Here is a 16,119-nt window from a genome sequence, read left to right as displayed (position 1 = left end):
CCGGCCGGGCGAAACCCGGCAATCGTGTCGGGGATGTAGGTCGCCGAAGCTTCGTCCGGGAGCGGACGCTCTCAGCCGAAATCGGCGCGCGTCAAGACGTAAACCGGCTTTCGGCCAGCGGAATAGGCGCGCCGCGCCGCCTTGTAGACAGAGACGCGGGCATCGTCGAAAGCCCTGAGATAACCGGCTTCGGATAGCACTCCCGGGAATAGGTCAGCCCCCGCGAAGAACGGAATCTCGAACATGCCGTCATGACCAATGAAACGGATACGCTTGCCAGCCTCTTCATAGCTTCGGCTTTGGTTTGGAAAACTGAGACTCATGGAACGTTCCTCGCGGTGAACGGCTGCCTCTTCGATACGAAAAGCCGCCATGAGCACCGGAATAGTCCCGCCGGCGCTGTTTAATAAAGAATTTCATCCAAAAACCTGATGCAGGCTGCACAAAATTCCAAAAACTCAAATAAAGGATGTAACTCATGACTGTAAATTCTCATCGACAACCCATGAGTTCATGTGTTTTTCGATTGCATTCATCATATCACAAAAATTGAAATCATGTGTTTTTGTTTTGCGACCGGAAAACAATGAGTGACTTCAAAGAAAAAACTCTAAATTCATTTGCTTTCTGCGCGTTGAGGCGCACACTGAAACTGTCCGGATTGCCATTGGCTCCAGGTCCGAGCGCGGGCCCTTATCGATCCCGATAATCATCGATTACAGGGAGTAAAGTCATGTCATTCAGTCTGAACATGGAAAAAGCAAAACCCTACATGGTGGGTTTCGTTCTCGGCCTCGTGGCTGCGCCGCTCATCGCCTTCAATACGGGATGGGTTTCGACCACCAGCGCACGCGCCGAGGCGGTGAGAGCCGCGCGGGTAGAGACCCTTGCGGGCATATGCTCCGCCACGGCCGGCCGCATAGCCACGGCCGCGAGCACCGATCTGGCAACCGTCAAGGGATACGAAAACCGTGCGAAGCGGGACGAACTCGTCGCCGCCGCAATGGCCGATATCCAGGTGCCGGCGGATCTTCTCAGCAAGGTCACCTTCGATTGCGGGCGCACATTGTCCTGACGAGCATTGAACTCACAAGAGCGAAGCTGAAGGCGTTTTCGCCTTCGGCTTTCGGTTGGAGTTATTCGTGAATTTCAAGCAGGCGGCCGTCCAACCACACCTGCCTCCGTTGCTACTTTCGCTTCAACCTCGGCAAGTGCGCAGGATTGACCACCTCTTTCGCCAGGCGAAGCGCGCGCAACTTCTCGGTCTTCTTTTCCCGCATTGCTGCCTCCTGGTCGATGATCCTCCAGGCGACCGAGTTGGTCTCCGAGGCCTTTTTATCTGCAGTAGTTTGTGTCGGCTTGAAAAACCGTTCGCTATTCGCTGTCATCCGTCAACTCCTTCACCCGCAACGACTGATCGTCATCCAGGCGTCCGCTTATCTGTCACGACTGTGAGGCGACCACGAAGTCGATGGCGTCCCGAACCGTCAGGAATTCCTCGGCCGGCTCGTCAGGAATGGCGATGCCAAACTCGTCTTCGATGAGCATCACGATTTGGACCACCTCCAAGGAATCAGCGCCCAGGTCATCGACAATTGAAGCGTCATCGACGACCTTCGATTTCTCGACGGCCAACTGTCCGATGATGATGTCTTTCACACGCTCGGCAATATCGGCTCTTCCGTCTTCCATGGCGATGTGTCCTGATGAAGAATAATTACTGGGACGCTGCCGGCTGACGCGACTGGGAGGGATGAAGGCGATCATAGCGGCTCTGGTCCGGGCGGTAGGACCAAACAAAACCAACCGCCAAAACCAAGACGACAAGAATCGCCGTCAGACGATTGGGCATCGTGGCCACGCGGCGGTGGAACCGCCCTCGTTTTCCCAAACCTCGACGCCGGCGCGCTGTTCTTGCGCGCGCGCTTTGCGGGATAGAGGATAGTTTCCGGCATCGATCGTCGCCGACTTGATCAATCGGATAAGATTTGCCGCATCCTCATTCATGGTTTCCTGCCCGGGCACAAGGCTGTGGGTCTCATAGTCGGCGTTCTTGAGAATCTGCCGGAGGACGGTACGGCGGTGCGTTCCCGGAATATCGGGGCTCTTGAAGATGAGGATTACCATAGCCAACCCTCCATGAGGAGGATGAGGATCATCGTCAGGCTGGCTGCAAAAAACACATAGCCGCCCGCGGTGGTCCATACATGTCTTTGCTGTTTGTGGAAGAATGCGGAAGACATTGAGTCCTCCTTCATTTCAGGGCCAGGGTAACCAACCCTCAAACAGCAGCGCCCTTATCAATGGCTACTGGAACATCAACCTTGCGCCCGATACCACGCATTGGCAAGCCCTCAATTGGGGCCGTTTCATGCCGGTAGCGTTCCGAAGTTAGTGGTCGACGGATGAGACGGCGAAGCGTACTGTTCGTCATCGATGGCTTTTGAAAAGGGCGCCATTGCTGAAGGTCGTAAGGCTTCCGCCCCAACAGGCGTGAGGCAACAATGCGCACCAAGCGAAATCCCCTGCTGTTTTTGAAACCACGCAACAGCATCACGGCTGACCCTTTTCCCAATTTCGGAGCCCGACCGATAAAAAGCGATGTCCGGTCGCACGAAGACAAGAGACACATTGTCATCGAGACATCTGACAAGGCTGGCGTCAGGCGCATCCAGGTTGTTCTTTTGCTGTCTGTCGTTGATGACGTCGCTCACATTTTTTGTGACGGCGTGGTTACGGCGCTTTGCCTGAACGCGGTTACAAACGCCTACCACATCCAGGACGGTATGCCGGTGCTGGAACTGACAGCAAAAAAGCGCCGTTTCGATGCCTGAGCGACAGCGTGCTGCGCAAGGCAGCAAGTCATGGAGCCGCACGGGTGTACGGAAATGGCTCCCCCAGCGCGACCTTTCCCCGACAACCACAAGACCCACGATGATGCAGATAACAGCGACTTTGATCAAAGACGGAACGTTGCGCGGTTCCAGGGGTTGGTGAACATTGGCAGGAGAATATCGTGCGCAAAATTCTGGTCGTCGAAGACGAAGTGCTGGTCCGCTTGACATTGGTTGACGCCCTGCTTGAGGCGGGCTTCGACGTCATTGATACAGGTTCGGCAGACCATGCTATCGAGATCATAAACGAACAGACGATCCACCTGCTTTTCACGGACATCCAATTGCCAGGCAAGCTAACGGGCCTTGATCTCGCCCATAGAATTGCCGAGCGTTTTCCTGAGGCAGGGATCATCGTGGCGTCCGGCCGGATACAACCGGCGATCACGGATTTGCCGCCTGGGGCAAAATTCATTTCAAAGCCATTTGGTTTCGATCAGATCATCGCGTGCTTCAAAGCAATGAATCGCCCTTAGATTTCGGCCGCATTCCAATGCAGATATATGACTGCAAAAGCGATATGATCCGCAGCATAGCGCGCAGGGCCGAAATCGAGAGACCTTCATGAAAATCGCAGGCGATACCGGAACGATTTCATCACGAGAGCGCTTCCTCGAGGCGATCGTGCAAAGCGCGATCGACTACGCCATCATATCCATGGATCTCGACGGCCTTGTGACGAGCTGGAACGAAGGCGCCGTGAAGATTCTGGGCTGGGCAGCCGAGGACATGATCGGGAAACCGGCCACGGTTTTCTTCACGCAGGAGGATAGAGAAAACGGTATTCCGCAGAAGGAGATGACCGCAGCCCTCAACCGTGGTCGCGGCAGTGACGAACGATGGCATCTGCGCGCTGACGGCACGATGTTCTGGGCCTCCGGCGAGATGATGGCGTTGCGGGCGCCCGACGACAAGACCATCGGCTTCATCAAAATCCTCCGCGACAGAACCGGCGAACGCGAGCGGGCCGACCGTGAACGCCTCCTTATGCACGAACTCGCTCACCGTATGAAGAACACGCTGTCTGTCGTCCAGGCGATCGTGACGCAGTCCCTGAGGAATTCCGCTTCGCTCGACGATGCGACCGACAAGCTTCAATCGCGTATTGCGGCCTATGCCAAGGCCCATGAGATCCTGTTGCAGAGGGACTGGGTGAGCGCGGCGCTTGCAGACATCGTGACGGCCGCCAGCATGAACATCGGGTTGGACGGGAGCCCTCGTATCAGGGCAGGCGGGCCTGACGTCCGGCTCGACCCCCAGGCGGCTCTCTCATTTGCAATGGTTTTCCACGAACTGCTCACGAACGCTTCGAAATATGGAGCTTTATCAAATGAAGAGGGGCATGTTGAAGCTACCTGGCATATCGAGCATCGCGAGGGAATAGAGACACTCATCGTATGCTGGCGGGAAATAAATGGCCCGCGCATTGCCAGCTCCGAACCGGACCGCAAGGGTTTCGGCTCGCGCCTCATCGTTTCCAGCCTGCAAGCCTTCGGTGAGGCGTCGGTTTCCTACCCACACGAAGGATTCGTCCTCCTTGCCGCTTTACCGCTCGTGAAAATCCAGCTCCAGAGCGACTTGTCCGCGATTGAACAATCTGCACGCTGAGGCTGTCGGCCTCCTACTGGTTAGCGGGAACCTGCCATCCTTTTTCCGGTTTCAGCGTCATCTCACGAACATGATCCTTGCTTGCTGAGGCGTTTCTCACCGGTCTGGAGCTTGCGCCGATCAGCGGATTCTTCGGCGATTTCGGCTGGGGCTACGGTGTCCTGCCCTATGCTCCAACCCGGCACTATGGTGAGCGTGATGAACTGAAGGCATTTATCGATGCGGCGCATGGACAAGCGGAGTCGCGCCACTTCTCAGGAGAATGTGCGCTGCTTTGCCGACCCCTGCTCACGCTGCAGGGCGCCATTCCGGATCGCGAACAATTGGCAACATGGCAGGACGCAATTTCGCGCCGCCCGCCCATCGCGACTTAAGCCTCGACAAAAAGGCCGGGGCGAAACCGCACCGACCTTCCTCATCATCGTCAATCCACCAGTGCTGCTACCTCCGTGGTCAAAAGTGTACAACGATGGCGGCAATTGGGAGCGACAGAGATTTTCCAGCGCCCATAGGCAAAGCCGACAGGTAGAGCATAGAGGGTCATTGCGTCGAAAAAAACGCGCCCGCACTGCGTTTTATTGAAATTGACAAGGGATCTGTGAAAGGCACATCGAGACCACCAAAACGATTTGTTGCCAAAGGAGGGGAACGGGTTCACTATACTTGTTCCAGCAGCCATATTACGGGCGCTGCTGTTTGAGGGTTTGTTACCCTGGCCCCAAGCGAGGAGGACACCATGTCTTCCCTATTCCACCAACCGAAGAAATACGATTTCGCGACCTTGGCCGGTTACGTCTTGTCCGCAGCGAGCCTTGTGATGATCGCCTACATCCTGACCGAGGGATGGTTCTGATGGTCTTCGACGCAAAGACGACAGGAAAGCGGTGTTCAAGATGACCGAAAGAACCACGGAAACCGAAATTACATTCACGCATGCGTTTCGTCTGGAGTCCCTTTCCGAACCGCTGGAAGCGGGTACATATCGCCTGGTCGTTGACGAGGAGTTGATAGAAGGCCTTAGCTTCACGGCGTATCGGCGGGTGGCAACCCATCTCGAGATTCCCGCTATCTCGGTCGCGATGGCAAGGCGCCAGTTCCTTCAGGTATCGCCGAGTGAGATTGACGAGGCACTGGCACGGGATGGAAGCGGCACCGACATCGGCCAAGGAAGAGTTTCCTGATCGCAGGCGTCGTCGGCACGGCCAAGCCCAATAGAGCATTCTATTGATTGCGGCACCATGAACACAATGGCATGGCGCTGAACACGAATAGACCTTCGAGGATCCACCATCAAGGTGTCGCGATAACCGGCCTGCTCTGCCTGATCCAAGAAAAAGGCCGGCAGCGCCGGCCTTTTGCCCGAACTGGTTCAGCGCCTGTAGCGCAGGCGCTCCTGTTCGATTTCCGCCGGCCCGTAGGGCGCACGGCTGTCATCGAACCGGGTCCAGCCGTCTTCGGCATAGACCGCGCGCCGCTCGTCGGGATCGACCCAGCTCGACCTGCGAAGGATGGCTTCGGCCTCTGCCTGGAGGCTTTCGTCGACCTTCGCCGTAACGAGCGTTCCGCCGCGGCGAACACCCTCCGCATAAACATGCGCATCGTCCTCAGAAACGCCGGATTCGGTCAGCGCGCCGATGAGCCCGCCTGTGGCGCCACCGGCCACAGCACCAGCAACCGCGCCTGCCGCCGTCGCGGCAAGCCAGCCGGCGGCGACGACCGGCCCGACGCCGGGGATGGCCATGATGCCAAGTCCGGTCAAAAGTCCGCCCACACCACCGACCGCGGCGCCGATGCCCGCACCGGTGCCAGCCCCCTTGGCAGCATTGCTTTCGTCGTTATGGCGTTCGTCCACATTATTGGAAACGATGCTGATATCACTGGACGGCACGCCACGCGCCTCGAGGGCGCTGACGGCGGCGCTCGCATCGGAATAGTCGTCGAAAAGTCCTGTCACGGTTCTCATGGAAACATCCTGTAAGCTGAATTATTTGGCGACGATATTGCCCTGGTAATCGAGCGCGACGCTCACGGCCTTGCCGTCCTTGGTCGCCTTGGCCTGCCAGACACCCTTGTCGTCCAGCACGAGGTCGGTAACACCGGTATAGCCAGCTTCGGTGATGCGTTCCTTCGCCTGATCCTCGGTAAAGCTGTTCGCTCCTTCCACGGGCGCGGTCGCATTCTTGGTGTCGGGCGTCGCAACAGCCAGCGTATCGCCATCGGTCGTCGGAGTGGTTGCCGTCTGAGCAAAGGCGCCAAAGGTCGATGCGCCCACCAGGGCGACGGCAAAGAGCAGTTTTTTCATGATTTTGTTCCTCATTGGAGCCCAAGATCAGGCCCCAAAGGAACACCCCGCTCGCCGCATGGTTCCGTCGGCCAAAGAATAGAAATTCCCGTGACCTTTCACGGAACATCAGAGGATTCAAAGAGTTCGGTGGCAGAGCCCCGCGCATTATCGGTGGGCGTCCCAAAGGGGTCGCGGGTGGCTGAGTGACTGGCCAGCATTCCATCTGCAGAGGCGCTCATCCACGGCAACGGCGGCGATACGTGGCGCCTTGGCCCTCTCATGGGGCCTTGGCGGCTTCGACTGCTGCCGTCTTGGCGGGTGCCAGCGATCCGGGAGCCTATTTCTAGCCACCTCTTTTCCGCTTGGATGATGGAACAATTTATTGTGCAATGCAGCAACCTTATTGCCACGGAAGGGTTACAGTGTACGCGGCCAGTCCGACGCGCTACCGGGAGTCCCTCATGAGATCCTTATCTGATACACTCGAACGGCTTGCACGACTGCGCGCCGTAAAGCCCGCAACACCGACCGACTCCATTCTTAAGAATCTCGATCACTTCGGCGGGAACCCGGGCGCTTTGGCAGCGTGGCTGCACGTGCCGAAGCAACTACCGACCGCACCGGCCCTGGTGGTCGTGCTGCACGGCTGCACACAAACCGCCGCCAGCTACGATGCCGGTTCCGGCTGGTCCGCGCTCGCCGAAGACTACGGATTCGTGGTGCTCTTCCCCGAACAGAAGAGACAGAACAATGCCAACCTGTGTTTCAACTGGTTCGATGCCGCGGACACCCAGCGGGATCGAGGCGAAGCGATGTCCATCCGGCAGATGATCGCCAACGTGGTCGCCGAACATGGCATCGACGAGCGCCGAATCTATGTCACAGGTCTATCGGCCGGCGGCGCCATGGCGAATGCCATGTTGGCCTGCTACCCGGAAGTCTTCGCCGGCGGCGCCATCATCGCCGGCCTGCCCTACGCGACCGCCTCGACGGTTCCAGAAGCGTTCGACCGCATGCGTGGGCACGGTCTTCCCGGCACCGGCAGACTGCAGGAAAGCCTGCGCACCGCCTCACGCCATGAAGGCGCGTGGCCGACAATTTCCGTCTGGCAGGGAACAGGCGATAATACGGTGGTCCCGGACAACGCGGCCGCACTTGTCGCGCAATGGCGGGGCGTGCATGCGGTTTCGGAGGAGCCCAGCCAAGTCGAGACGATGGGTCGACATCTGCGCTCGGTATGGCGCGACGATCGCGGCCTGGAGGCCATCGAACTCTACGCCATTTCCGGAATGAGACACGGTACGCCGATCGATCCGTCCAGCGGATATGGCAGGGCGGCACCCTTCATGCTCGACGTCGGCGTTTCCTCGACGGTGCAGATAGCGAGAAGCTGGGGCCTTGCTGCCTCCTTCGAACGCCGCGACCGGCCGCATGCATCCTCCCCGCCAGAAGGAACGATCAAGCAGTCCTCGTCCAGCAATGCCGACAACAGTATCCAGTCCATCATCGAGAAAGCACTGCGTTCCGCAGGTTTGATGAAGTGAGGACGGTCGATCCGTACAGATTTATTTTCCGAATAGCGGAACGTCGTCTCTGTTCCACGGTTGTGTGATTCCATCCCTCTCAAAAATTTGATCGGAATCTCCAATGCCTACAGAAAAGTCTTTGAACGACCTCTTCCTTGATACGCTCAAGGACATCTACTTCGCTGAAAAGCAGATCCTGAAGGTCCTGCCGAAAATGGCGCGTGCCGCCCGGTCGGAAGAAGGCAAGGCCGGCTTCCTGCAGCACCGCGACGAAACCCAGGGGCAGATCGAACGCCTCGAGCAGGTGTTCGAACTTCTTGGCAAGCCGGCGCGCGGCAAGACCTGCGAGGCGATTCAGGGTATCATCGCAGAAGGCGAGGAGATCATGGAAGACTACAAGGGCACCGCGGCCCTCGATGCCGGCCTCATCTCCTCGGCCCAGGCGGTCGAGCATTATGAGATCGCCCGCTATGGCACGTTGAAGGCCTGGGCGAAACAGCTGGGCATGAAAAGCGCGATCCCGCTTCTTGACGCCAATCTCCAGGAGGAGATCGCCACCGACCAGAAGCTTACGGCACTCGGCGAATCCTCGGCAAATGCCAAGGGTGCGATGAAGAAAGCCAGCTAGACCGCCAACGACACACATCAGGCCGCCCTTCCAGGCGGCCTTAACGGCACGCGACTTCGTGGCCGATGCCTTTCAGCACTGCAAGTCATCGGCTATGACGCGTCTGCGACAAGGTTGCTTGAGAAAGCTGGCATCGGGGATGCGCTGGATGAAGGTGTCGTTGTACTTCCCGGCGAGGATGGGCTTTCCGGCTTCGTGTCGCAACTCGGCAAGCTGCGCGTATGAGGACGGGAACCTTCGGTAAAGCTCGGCAACGCGTCGCCGGCGACCAAATAGGAATATCGGTGCCGTGCGTGTCCTCATGGATTCCGTTCGACGTCTCCTCCAGGCTGCGCCGACATCGGCTGGTGCAGTTCAGCGGGGGTCAGTCGCTCGAACGCATTCTGTTCAGGGCGAAACGCCCAGACCAGCGTGATCGAGAGAGCGACGAGGAGGACCGACAGCGTCAAGCGACCGGTCATATCGCGTCTCCTTTCGTCGCCCCGCCCTCGTTTTCCCACACCTGAAGGCCTGTATCGTCCGCGGCTTGGCGCGGATGATACGCTCTGTGTTCGAGACCATGCAGCATGAAGGACGGTTCAATGAGGCCGGCCTTGAACTGACCGATCACGAACATCGCGGCGGAGCGACTGCGCTTCGTCTCCGCTCCTCCTTCGGCAAGCCGGTAACCCGAACGCTTCAGAATGTCGCGAAGCATTCTTATGTCTGCGGCATCCATATATTGTTCTGGATAGATGGAAGACATGCCACCCTCCTTTCGCATTGGGTGGTTTGTGCGCGTCTTGCACTCTGCCCGTCAGTGGACAGATTTATTGTGCGAGGCGGGTTTCAGCGCTCCACCTTCATTCTCCCATTCCTGCAGATCGTTTTCACCAGATCGCAAGGGCACGCTGATCGGGCGGAAGCCCGCCCTGGGAACAAGCGGCAGGCCTTGTATGGCATACCGTGGCAGTAGGGAGGCAAAGAGGACCTTGTACTTCATCGGGCGACCGAAACACTGTTCCAGGTGCTCCGCCAGCGCATGCGGCGCGACTTCGCCGGAGAGGACCAGCTGCATCAGCAATTTGGTGGCCGTATTGAATTTTTGCCGATCCTCGGCAAGGACATCGGGACTGTAGCCCGCAACGCGCAGCACGGACCGGATCATTTCCATCTCGCGCAATGAGATTTCAGGCGTTCTCGTATCGGAAGACATGTCGTCCTCCTTGGATTGGGGCCAGGGTAACCAACCCTCACACAGCAGTGCCCGGAACCATGGCTGCTGAAGAAACCAGTGTGAGCCCCCTCCGCACCATTAGCAAGGTAAATCAGAGATGCTGCCTCTGAGGGCAGTAAAGTCATCCCATGTTGAGGAGACGGCTTCGGCGCAGGCGAGCATAGGTCACGCAAAAATTCACAGTTGCCTTGCAACAATGATGCGCGAAAAATCCACGCGCGAAATCATGCAAAGAAAATCTATCGGCATCAATAGGTATTCAAATAGAAATAGTCTTTCTGAAAACGACGAACATATTCACGCTTTAAGAAAATTATGTTCAAATAAAGAACGTAAAACACTTAAATTCCCTGCGACTAATTTCTTGCTCGCAAAACCAAAAGCCAGTCCGCGATACCAAATTCGTTCGTTGGTTCAGGCACGACCAACCGTCGTTGTTCGGTTCCGTTCTCCGACAATGCCATTGCTCCGGTTGAGGGATCATACCATTCGATGGTCCCGATCGAGGCTCCGAGAACGGACGGATCGATCTCGATCCAGGCCGCACTGTCGACATAGACGACGGCGAAGGTTCCATCGCCCGCAACCGCGGCTATGGCTGAGGCGGGCGACGCACCCTCGACATGACGTAGGAGCCGCCCGTCATCAGGCTTCAGCTTCCACCATTCGAAGCGTGCGAAAAGGTCCGCCAGATGGCCGATGCTCTTGGCTCCTTCGCTGGCGAGCGCCTTCCGCCACCCCGTTGGCGCGGCATAGAGCGAGGGTCCACCGAAATGCCAGACGGGATTGTTGCCGAAGACCTGGCCGCTCGCGCCGGACAGAAGCGCACCATAGGCGATCTTGCGGATTTCGCCCGCCTCTACCCCGTGCTCCCCTTCGTAGCGCGATTCGATCAGGAAGAAGGGGCGACGAGGACCGGCACGGTATCGCGCACGCGCGGCGACGGCGACATCCTCATAGGTATAGACCGTATCGAGCGCCAGCCATCCGGCATCCGGCCAGTAGGCAGCAGTCGTCGTGTCGCGGTTGCCATGTACGGTCTGTACCGCCGCGGGGACGCTCTCCGCGATCCCGTCGGCCAATGCCTTGATCAGGGCGCGGTCTGGCGGATCATAGTCACCGCCCTGGACCCAGATGATATTGGGATACCGGGCATAGCGCCTGCCGACATAGCGCCCGTAGGCGCGAAGCGCGGTCGGGCCAGCCGCCGCCATTTCGGCATACCAGCCCTGTGGCCCGCCATTCGCGCCCGTATAAGCGGGTGCCAGCAGGACCAGCATACCGGCTCGGAATGCGGCGTCGAGGATATGTTCCGCATCGGAGAAATAGCGTTCGTTCGGCCGGGCGAAATCGCCCGGCGCCAGGAACGGCGCCACGCCGGCGGCATTGTTCGGCGCGTTGCGGGCAAATTCGTGCTCAATCAGCGAAACCAGTATGGTGTTGAAGCCGCGCGCCTTGCGATCGGCGATATAGAGCTTGGCGTCTTCGAGCGAAAGATCGGCAATCAGCGACCAGGCCGCGTCGCCGGTAATGAGAAAGGGTTTCCCGGCCGCGTCTTCCAGATAGGTGCCCGCGGCGGCGATGCGCAGCGGAAAGCGCACTTCCGCACCTTCGGCCGCAGCGGGACCGGCCAGCAAGGCGAGCAGCACGAGGCAGAGCCTTAGGGAAAAAGGAATGAGGCGCATCGTCATATCCGCTCCGTTGGTAGGTACGACGGCTCAAAGCCGCTCGCGGACGCCCCTTAGCCAGTTCTTCACGGGACGGGGCAGGAAAGTGCGCAGGCCGGGGCGCAGGCCACGCGGCAGCGACCAGCCGTCGAGCGCAAGGGGCGCTGCGATCGGCGGCGGGTTCGCAGCGATCTCACGCAGCAACGCTGCGTAATGCGCCGCCATGCGCTCCACCGTGAAGGCGCCCGCGACCTTGCGGCGGGCGCCGAGCGACAGGCCGTGAAGTTGCGCGCGATCCTTGTTCAAGGCGTGGACGATGGCCGCCACCCGCGCCGTATCGCCGACCGGAAAGAGCAGCCCGTCCCGCCCGTCCGCGACGATCATGTCCGTGACGCCGCGAAGCGCCGAGACGACAGGCACACATCCGGCGGCCATGGCTTCCACGAGTGCCATCGGCAGGCCCTCATAGCGGGAAGGCATGAGGAAAACGTCGTGGGCTGCCAGCAGGCCCGGCACGGCATCCGCCGCAACGGCCCCGGTATAGACGACGCGCGGCGGCCTCCACGGCATGGCGGCCTTCAGCCGCTTGAGATCCGGACCGTCGCCGGCGACCGTCAACGTCACCGAGGCCGGCAACCGCTCCAGGATATCGGGCAGCCACATCACCCCCTTCGAGGCATCTTCGATCCGCCCGAGGAAGAGGAGGCGAAGTCCCTGCTCGATCGGCCGTGGCGGCCGGTCACCCGCCGGAAAGGCGGCCAGGGAGACCGCATTGGCAATGACGATGGTGCGCTCGGCAGGAAAGTGATGGCGCTTCACGAGGTCGTCGCGACAGCGCTGCGAGACGCAGACCGTGGCATGCACGTGCGGCCGGATCGCCGCCGCCGCCGCATAGGTTCCAGGCGTGATATTGTGCACGACCATCAGGCGCAGCAGATCGGCGGGCAGATAGCGCACGATATTGGTTAGCACCCGGTCGCTGAGCACGTTGGCGACCACGCCGTCGAACCCACCCGCCAGGATCGCCCGCTCCACCAGACGCGCGGTGCTTCCGGCATCGTCCAGGGCTGCTGTCTCGACGAACGAGCCGAAGGCGGCCTCCCTCTCCAACCCAGGGTCAAGGCCTTGTGCGCGGGAAGACAGGCCGAGCCAGCAAAACTCGATCCCGTACGGCGCCAGACCGGCCCGCAGGTGTCGGAATACGGTGTAAGTGCCGCCGAGATGCGGCTGGACGAAATAGGCGATCTTCATGGGCGACCCTCTGCGTCCTTTTTCCGGCCGAACGGGCCGCCATGAAAGCTGGGTCTTCGAGGGCATAGGTGCCCTTTTGCAGGAGGCGGAGGGGCCTCTACCTCTTTCGATGGAGGCCCGGTCACCGATTGCCGCGTTTTCCGCGCTGCGTCAGGGCGCGATAGTGCGGCCGTTTTGGCACTCCCTTCACCCCCCAATCGACAGCGGCGGACACTTCATGAAGATCGCCTTGCTCGGGCAATTCGGGTCCGGAAATTCAGGCAATGACGGCTCGCTGGAAGCGATGCTCGTCTTCCTGCGTCGCGCTTGCCCCGATGCAGCTCTGCTGTGCATCTGCTCCAATCCCGCAGCGATCGGCGAACGCTTCGCGCTGGAGGTGACCGGCCTTCGCGGCGGCGTGGCCTTCGTCCACCCGTTCCTGCGCTGGCTCGATGCGCGGCTCGGACGGGTTCACGGTCGGCTCGTTGGCCTCGCTTCGATCCTGCGGGTGCTCGGCGGCGTCGACGTGATGGTAATCCCTGGGACGGGCATTCTCGACGATTTCCAGGAAGCGCCGTTCGGTTGGCCGTTCATCGTCTACTGGTGGTGCCTTGCCGCCCGGTTGCGCGGCGCCCGCATCGCCTTCGTCAGCATCGGGGCCGGGCCGATCCGCGGCACGCTCAGCCGCTGGTTCCTTAAATCGGCGGTTCGCATGGCCGCCTATCGTTCCTACCGCGACGACTTTTCGCTCCGTTATGTCCAGGGCCTCGGGATCGATACCGCTTCCGACCACCGCTTTCCCGATCTCGCCTTCGGACTGCGCGAGCCCGCGCGCACCGGCGAGCGGCGACATAGGCAAAAACACGCGACAATCGGCATCGGCGTCATGCACTATCGGGGATGGGAGCGCGGCCACAGGAACGGAGGCGCCATCTACCGGGCCTATGTGGACAAGATCGCGGCAACGGCGCGACGGCTGCTCGACGGCGGGCACGATGTACGCCTCTTCATGGGCGACACATCCGACGAACAGGCCCTCGACGACATCCTCGCCGCCTTTCCGGCGAACTGCGGGATGGGGCGGCTTGAGGCCATCCGGACCATCTCGCTGCACGACGTCATGAACGAAATCGTCAAGGTCGATATCGCCATCGTCTCGCGCTTTCACAATCTGCTCTGCGCCCTCAAACTCGACCGCCCGGCCCTGTCGCTCGGCTATGCGGAAAAGAACGACGAGCTGATGCGGGAATTCGGCCGGGCCGACTTCTGCCATCACATCGAGACCTTCGCGGTAGAGCAGGTCCTGCGGCAGGTGGACATCATGCTCGCCGACCTTGCCGCTACCGGCGGCGCGCTCGCGGCGCGCAACGCGGCGATCCGCCTCGAGCTTTCCCGGCAACAGGACCTGCTTCTGGCGCAGGTGCTGGTCGATCGACGCGGCAGAACTCTACCACTTGCACAGGATGCCCTACGCTGAATGGGTAAGTGGTCTTCGGCCCTGGTGCGCCTATCCTCGTTGCAACGCAGGAGTGAAGGACATGCTCCAACCAACAGATCTCCTCAGCCTTTTGCGGAAAGCGTGAGCTCATGGTCCGACGCGCCTATGTGATGGCATCACTGGAACAATACGTCGCGCTTCTCATCAATTTCGCGGCGCTGGTGATCATGGCCCGCATCCTGACACCGGGCGAAATCGGCGAGGCGGTGATGGGCCTGGCAATCGCCGTCGTCGCCTTTTCCGCCCGGGAATTCGTCACGTCGGAATTCCTCATCCAGCGCCGCGCCGTCGATGCCGAGGTGCTGCGCACCGCGCTGACCCTTCAGGTCGCGGTCAGCGCAGCGATCGCTGCGGTCCTCGTCGCCCTTTCAGGCTTCGTCGCCCGTTTCTATGCAGCGCCGGACCTGTCCTTCTTCCTTTTGCTGGCGGCGGCGGCGGGACTCGCCGAGGCGCTCGCCCAGCCCGTCATCGCCCTGCTCCGGCGCGAGATGGGTTTTGGCGTGCTCGCCTGCATTCGCACGGTGGTTTCACTGATGACCGTGCTGACGACGATCGCGCTCGCCATCCTCGGCTTCGGCCCCGCCAGCTTCGCATGGGGCATGCTGGCCGGTGCGCTCGCGCTCGCCGTGCTGGCGATCGCCTGCTCGCCGTTTCCGGCGAGGCAGACGTTCCGCCCGGGCCTCGAGCACTGGCGTGAGGTGCTGGCCTTCGGCCTCTTCAAGGGCGCGGCGCTCGTGGTGGAGCGAATCCACGAAACCGTGCCGCAGCTGATCCTCGGACGCCTCGCATCCATGACCTCGGTCGCGCTCTACAATCGATCGAACGCACTGTGCGGCATACCCGACCGCATCATCATGTCAGCCTTCTACAGCATGGCCTTTCCGGCGCTGGCAAGCCGTGTGCGAGAGGGGCACGATATCGACAAGACCTATCTCGCCGTCCTCACCTACTTGTCTGTTCTCTACTGGCCGGGCGTGGCGCTGATCTCCTTTCTCGCACCGTCAATCGTCGAGATCGTACTCGGTCCGCAATGGTCACAAGCCGCGCCGGTCGTGCGCATCCTCGCCCTTGCCGCCATCTTCTGGCTGCCCGTCATCGTGACGGGACCGCTTCTCCTGGCGCTCGGCCGCAACAGGGATGCATTCCTGGCAAGCCTGATCTCGCGATGCCTTGCGGCCGGCATACTTTGCGCCGCCAGTCTCTATGGTGTGACGACCATGGCGTTCAGCCAGTTCGTGTCGCTACCTCTCCAGATGCTGATCGCGCTCGTCTTCGTGCATCGCCACGTTCCCTTTTCTCTGCACGGCCTCCTGGCGGCATTGATGCCGAGCGCGATCGTCACAGGTTTCTCATTGGCAGGACCGATCACGCTGCTGGCCTTGCAAGGGCAAGAAAATGGGGGGTTGCCCGGCTTCTGCGCCGCACTTCTTCTTGCCGGCTGCGGCTGGCTGGTCGGGCTCCTTGCAACGCACCATCCATTCCTGGCCGAACTGCGCATCCTGCTGAACGCCGGCCGCGACCATGCCCATCGCCTGCGGCAGTTCCTCGTCGCATTGGGGACATGAGCC

21 protein-coding genes and 1 pseudogene are annotated in these 16,119 nt (G+C 60.2%); 11 read left to right on the top strand and 11 right to left on the bottom strand.

Features of this window, described 5'->3' with window-relative positions:
* Positions 1–71: 71 nt before the first annotated feature.
* Positions 72–323 (bottom strand): DUF1488 family protein, encoded by a 252-nt coding sequence (locus V8U06_RS14245; RefSeq protein WP_119258563.1) that lies wholly within the window; start codon positions 321–323, stop codon positions 72–74.
* A gap of 410 nt (positions 324–733) precedes the next feature.
* Here V8U06_RS14245 and V8U06_RS14240 point away from each other — a divergent pair, with 410 nt between their 5' ends.
* A complete protein-coding gene (locus V8U06_RS14240) occupies positions 734–1,075 on the top strand; it encodes a hypothetical protein (protein WP_427141213.1) in 342 nt (113 codons plus the stop codon).
* A gap of 112 nt (positions 1,076–1,187) precedes the next feature.
* On the opposite strand, the gene V8U06_RS14235 is transcribed toward V8U06_RS14240, so the two are convergent.
* From V8U06_RS14235 to V8U06_RS14225, 3 genes are all read right to left on the bottom strand, one after another.
* Positions 1,188–1,388 (bottom strand): hypothetical protein, encoded by a 201-nt coding sequence (locus V8U06_RS14235; protein ID WP_427141212.1) that lies wholly within the window; start codon positions 1,386–1,388, stop codon positions 1,188–1,190.
* Between the two features lie 55 nt (positions 1,389–1,443).
* Entirely contained in the window at positions 1,444–1,692 is a 249-nt protein-coding gene (locus V8U06_RS14230) for an acyl carrier protein (RefSeq protein ID WP_160788259.1), read from the bottom strand.
* A 144-nt stretch (positions 1,693–1,836) separates the two neighbouring features.
* Positions 1,837–2,127, bottom strand: a complete 291-nt coding sequence (locus V8U06_RS14225; protein WP_427141211.1) for a hypothetical protein — start codon at positions 2,125–2,127, stop codon at positions 1,837–1,839.
* A gap of 377 nt (positions 2,128–2,504) precedes the next feature.
* Here V8U06_RS14225 and V8U06_RS14220 point away from each other — a divergent pair, with 377 nt between their 5' ends.
* From V8U06_RS14220 to V8U06_RS14200, 5 genes are all read left to right on the top strand, one after another.
* Complete coding sequence (locus tag V8U06_RS14220; protein ID WP_427141210.1) at positions 2,505–2,834, top strand: hypothetical protein; 330 nt, start codon at positions 2,505–2,507, stop codon at positions 2,832–2,834.
* Between the two features lie 182 nt (positions 2,835–3,016).
* Positions 3,017–3,370, top strand: coding sequence for a response regulator (locus tag V8U06_RS14215; protein WP_427141209.1), 354 nt, complete (start codon positions 3,017–3,019; stop codon positions 3,368–3,370).
* Positions 3,371–3,458: 88 nt separating this feature from the next.
* Positions 3,459–4,502, top strand: a complete 1,044-nt coding sequence (locus V8U06_RS14210; RefSeq protein ID WP_427141208.1) for a sensor histidine kinase — start codon at positions 3,459–3,461, stop codon at positions 4,500–4,502.
* Between the two features lie 77 nt (positions 4,503–4,579).
* Positions 4,580–4,876: a hypothetical protein gene (locus tag V8U06_RS14205; RefSeq protein ID WP_427141207.1), complete on the top strand. Its 297-nt coding sequence runs from the start codon at positions 4,580–4,582 to the stop codon at positions 4,874–4,876.
* A 519-nt stretch (positions 4,877–5,395) separates the two neighbouring features.
* Positions 5,396–5,683 (top strand): hypothetical protein, encoded by a 288-nt coding sequence (locus tag V8U06_RS14200; protein ID WP_427141296.1) that lies wholly within the window; start codon positions 5,396–5,398, stop codon positions 5,681–5,683.
* Between the two features lie 188 nt (positions 5,684–5,871).
* Here V8U06_RS14200 and V8U06_RS14195 read toward each other — a convergent pair whose 3' ends face one another.
* Both V8U06_RS14195 and V8U06_RS14190 read right to left on the bottom strand, forming a co-directional pair.
* A complete protein-coding gene (locus V8U06_RS14195) occupies positions 5,872–6,465 on the bottom strand; it encodes a general stress protein (protein ID WP_427141206.1) in 594 nt (197 codons plus the stop codon).
* A gap of 21 nt (positions 6,466–6,486) precedes the next feature.
* Positions 6,487–6,804: a PepSY domain-containing protein gene (locus V8U06_RS14190; RefSeq protein WP_427141205.1), complete on the bottom strand. Its 318-nt coding sequence runs from the start codon at positions 6,802–6,804 to the stop codon at positions 6,487–6,489.
* A 443-nt stretch (positions 6,805–7,247) separates the two neighbouring features.
* Between V8U06_RS14190 and V8U06_RS14185 the strand changes: the two genes are divergently transcribed.
* The 3 genes and pseudogenes from V8U06_RS14185 to V8U06_RS14175 all read left to right on the top strand — a co-directional run.
* Positions 7,248–8,330: an extracellular catalytic domain type 1 short-chain-length polyhydroxyalkanoate depolymerase gene (locus tag V8U06_RS14185; protein WP_226922982.1), complete on the top strand. Its 1,083-nt coding sequence runs from the start codon at positions 7,248–7,250 to the stop codon at positions 8,328–8,330.
* Positions 8,331–8,433: 103 nt separating this feature from the next.
* Positions 8,434–8,940 carry a ferritin-like domain-containing protein gene (locus tag V8U06_RS14180; RefSeq protein ID WP_226922983.1) on the top strand — a complete coding sequence of 169 codons (507 nt, stop codon included), beginning with the start codon at positions 8,434–8,436 and terminating at the stop codon, positions 8,938–8,940.
* A 43-nt stretch (positions 8,941–8,983) separates the two neighbouring features.
* A pseudogene (locus V8U06_RS14175) lies at positions 8,984–9,165 on the top strand (hypothetical protein); the annotation flags it as partial.
* Between the two features lie 74 nt (positions 9,166–9,239).
* Here the strand turns inward: V8U06_RS14175 and V8U06_RS14170 are convergent.
* The 5 genes from V8U06_RS14170 to V8U06_RS14150 all read right to left on the bottom strand — a co-directional run bounded on the left by V8U06_RS14170 (position 9,240) and on the right by V8U06_RS14150 (position 13,074).
* Positions 9,240–9,401, bottom strand: a complete 162-nt coding sequence (locus V8U06_RS14170) for a hypothetical protein (protein ID WP_226922984.1) — start codon at positions 9,399–9,401, stop codon at positions 9,240–9,242.
* Entirely contained in the window at positions 9,398–9,685 is a 288-nt protein-coding gene (locus V8U06_RS14165; RefSeq protein WP_427141204.1) for a hypothetical protein, read from the bottom strand. The genes V8U06_RS14170 and V8U06_RS14165 overlap by 4 nt, the downstream gene beginning before the upstream one ends.
* A 51-nt stretch (positions 9,686–9,736) precedes the next feature.
* Positions 9,737–10,135 carry a hypothetical protein gene (locus tag V8U06_RS14160; RefSeq protein ID WP_427141203.1) on the bottom strand — a complete coding sequence of 133 codons (399 nt, stop codon included), beginning with the start codon at positions 10,133–10,135 and terminating at the stop codon, positions 9,737–9,739.
* 377 nt (positions 10,136–10,512) lie between these two features.
* Entirely contained in the window at positions 10,513–11,841 is a 1,329-nt protein-coding gene (locus V8U06_RS14155) for a DUF4038 domain-containing protein (protein WP_427141202.1), read from the bottom strand.
* Between the two features lie 33 nt (positions 11,842–11,874).
* Positions 11,875–13,074, bottom strand: coding sequence for a glycosyltransferase family 4 protein (locus V8U06_RS14150; RefSeq protein ID WP_427141201.1), 1,200 nt, complete (start codon positions 13,072–13,074; stop codon positions 11,875–11,877).
* Between the two features lie 217 nt (positions 13,075–13,291).
* Between V8U06_RS14150 and V8U06_RS14145 the strand changes: the two genes are divergently transcribed.
* On the top strand, positions 13,292–14,530 hold the full coding sequence (locus V8U06_RS14145; protein WP_427141200.1) for a polysaccharide pyruvyl transferase family protein: 1,239 nt from the start codon (positions 13,292–13,294) through the stop codon (positions 14,528–14,530).
* Positions 14,531–14,661: 131 nt separating this feature from the next.
* A complete protein-coding gene (locus V8U06_RS14140) occupies positions 14,662–16,116 on the top strand; it encodes an oligosaccharide flippase family protein (RefSeq protein ID WP_427141199.1) in 1,455 nt (484 codons plus the stop codon).
* Positions 16,117–16,119: the final 3 nt, after the last annotated feature.

This window comes from Shinella sp. G-2 (assembly GCF_050172695.1).
Classification (GTDB): domain Bacteria; phylum Pseudomonadota; class Alphaproteobacteria; order Rhizobiales; family Rhizobiaceae; genus Shinella.
This window is presented reverse-complemented; position numbering and strand designations above follow the sequence as displayed.

Bases quoted from the DNA above. Each gene is read 5' to 3' on its own strand.
- V8U06_RS14160 (WP_427141203.1), bottom strand. From the start codon at position 10,135: ATGTCTTCCGATACGAGAACGCCTGAAATCTCATTGCGCGAGATGGAA.
- V8U06_RS14165 (WP_427141204.1), bottom strand. From the start codon at position 9,685: ATGTCTTCCATCTATCCAGAACAATATATGGATGCCGCAGACATAAGA.
- V8U06_RS14225 (WP_427141211.1), bottom strand. From the start codon at position 2,127: ATGGTAATCCTCATCTTCAAGAGCCCCGATATTCCGGGAACGCACCGC.
- V8U06_RS14145 (WP_427141200.1), top strand. From the start codon at position 13,292: ATGAAGATCGCCTTGCTCGGGCAATTCGGGTCCGGAAATTCAGGCAAT.
- V8U06_RS14235 (WP_427141212.1), bottom strand. From the start codon at position 1,388: ATGACAGCGAATAGCGAACGGTTTTTCAAGCCGACACAAACTACTGCA.
- V8U06_RS14230 (WP_160788259.1), bottom strand. From the start codon at position 1,692: ATGGAAGACGGAAGAGCCGATATTGCCGAGCGTGTGAAAGACATCATC.
- V8U06_RS14210 (WP_427141208.1), top strand. From the start codon at position 3,459: ATGAAAATCGCAGGCGATACCGGAACGATTTCATCACGAGAGCGCTTC.
- V8U06_RS14170 (WP_226922984.1), bottom strand. From the start codon at position 9,401: ATGACCGGTCGCTTGACGCTGTCGGTCCTCCTCGTCGCTCTCTCGATC.
- V8U06_RS14195 (WP_427141206.1), bottom strand. From the start codon at position 6,465: ATGAGAACCGTGACAGGACTTTTCGACGACTATTCCGATGCGAGCGCC.
- V8U06_RS14140 (WP_427141199.1), top strand. From the start codon at position 14,662: ATGGCATCACTGGAACAATACGTCGCGCTTCTCATCAATTTCGCGGCG.
- V8U06_RS14150 (WP_427141201.1), bottom strand. From the start codon at position 13,074: ATGAAGATCGCCTATTTCGTCCAGCCGCATCTCGGCGGCACTTACACC.
- V8U06_RS14155 (WP_427141202.1), bottom strand. From the start codon at position 11,841: ATGCGCCTCATTCCTTTTTCCCTAAGGCTCTGCCTCGTGCTGCTCGCC.
- V8U06_RS14190 (WP_427141205.1), bottom strand. From the start codon at position 6,804: ATGAAAAAACTGCTCTTTGCCGTCGCCCTGGTGGGCGCATCGACCTTT.
- V8U06_RS14200 (WP_427141296.1), top strand. From the start codon at position 5,396: ATGACCGAAAGAACCACGGAAACCGAAATTACATTCACGCATGCGTTT.
- V8U06_RS14185 (WP_226922982.1), top strand. From the start codon at position 7,248: ATGAGATCCTTATCTGATACACTCGAACGGCTTGCACGACTGCGCGCC.
- V8U06_RS14245 (WP_119258563.1), bottom strand. From the start codon at position 323: ATGAGTCTCAGTTTTCCAAACCAAAGCCGAAGCTATGAAGAGGCTGGC.
- V8U06_RS14220 (WP_427141210.1), top strand. From the start codon at position 2,505: ATGCGCACCAAGCGAAATCCCCTGCTGTTTTTGAAACCACGCAACAGC.
- V8U06_RS14240 (WP_427141213.1), top strand. From the start codon at position 734: ATGTCATTCAGTCTGAACATGGAAAAAGCAAAACCCTACATGGTGGGT.
- V8U06_RS14180 (WP_226922983.1), top strand. From the start codon at position 8,434: ATGCCTACAGAAAAGTCTTTGAACGACCTCTTCCTTGATACGCTCAAG.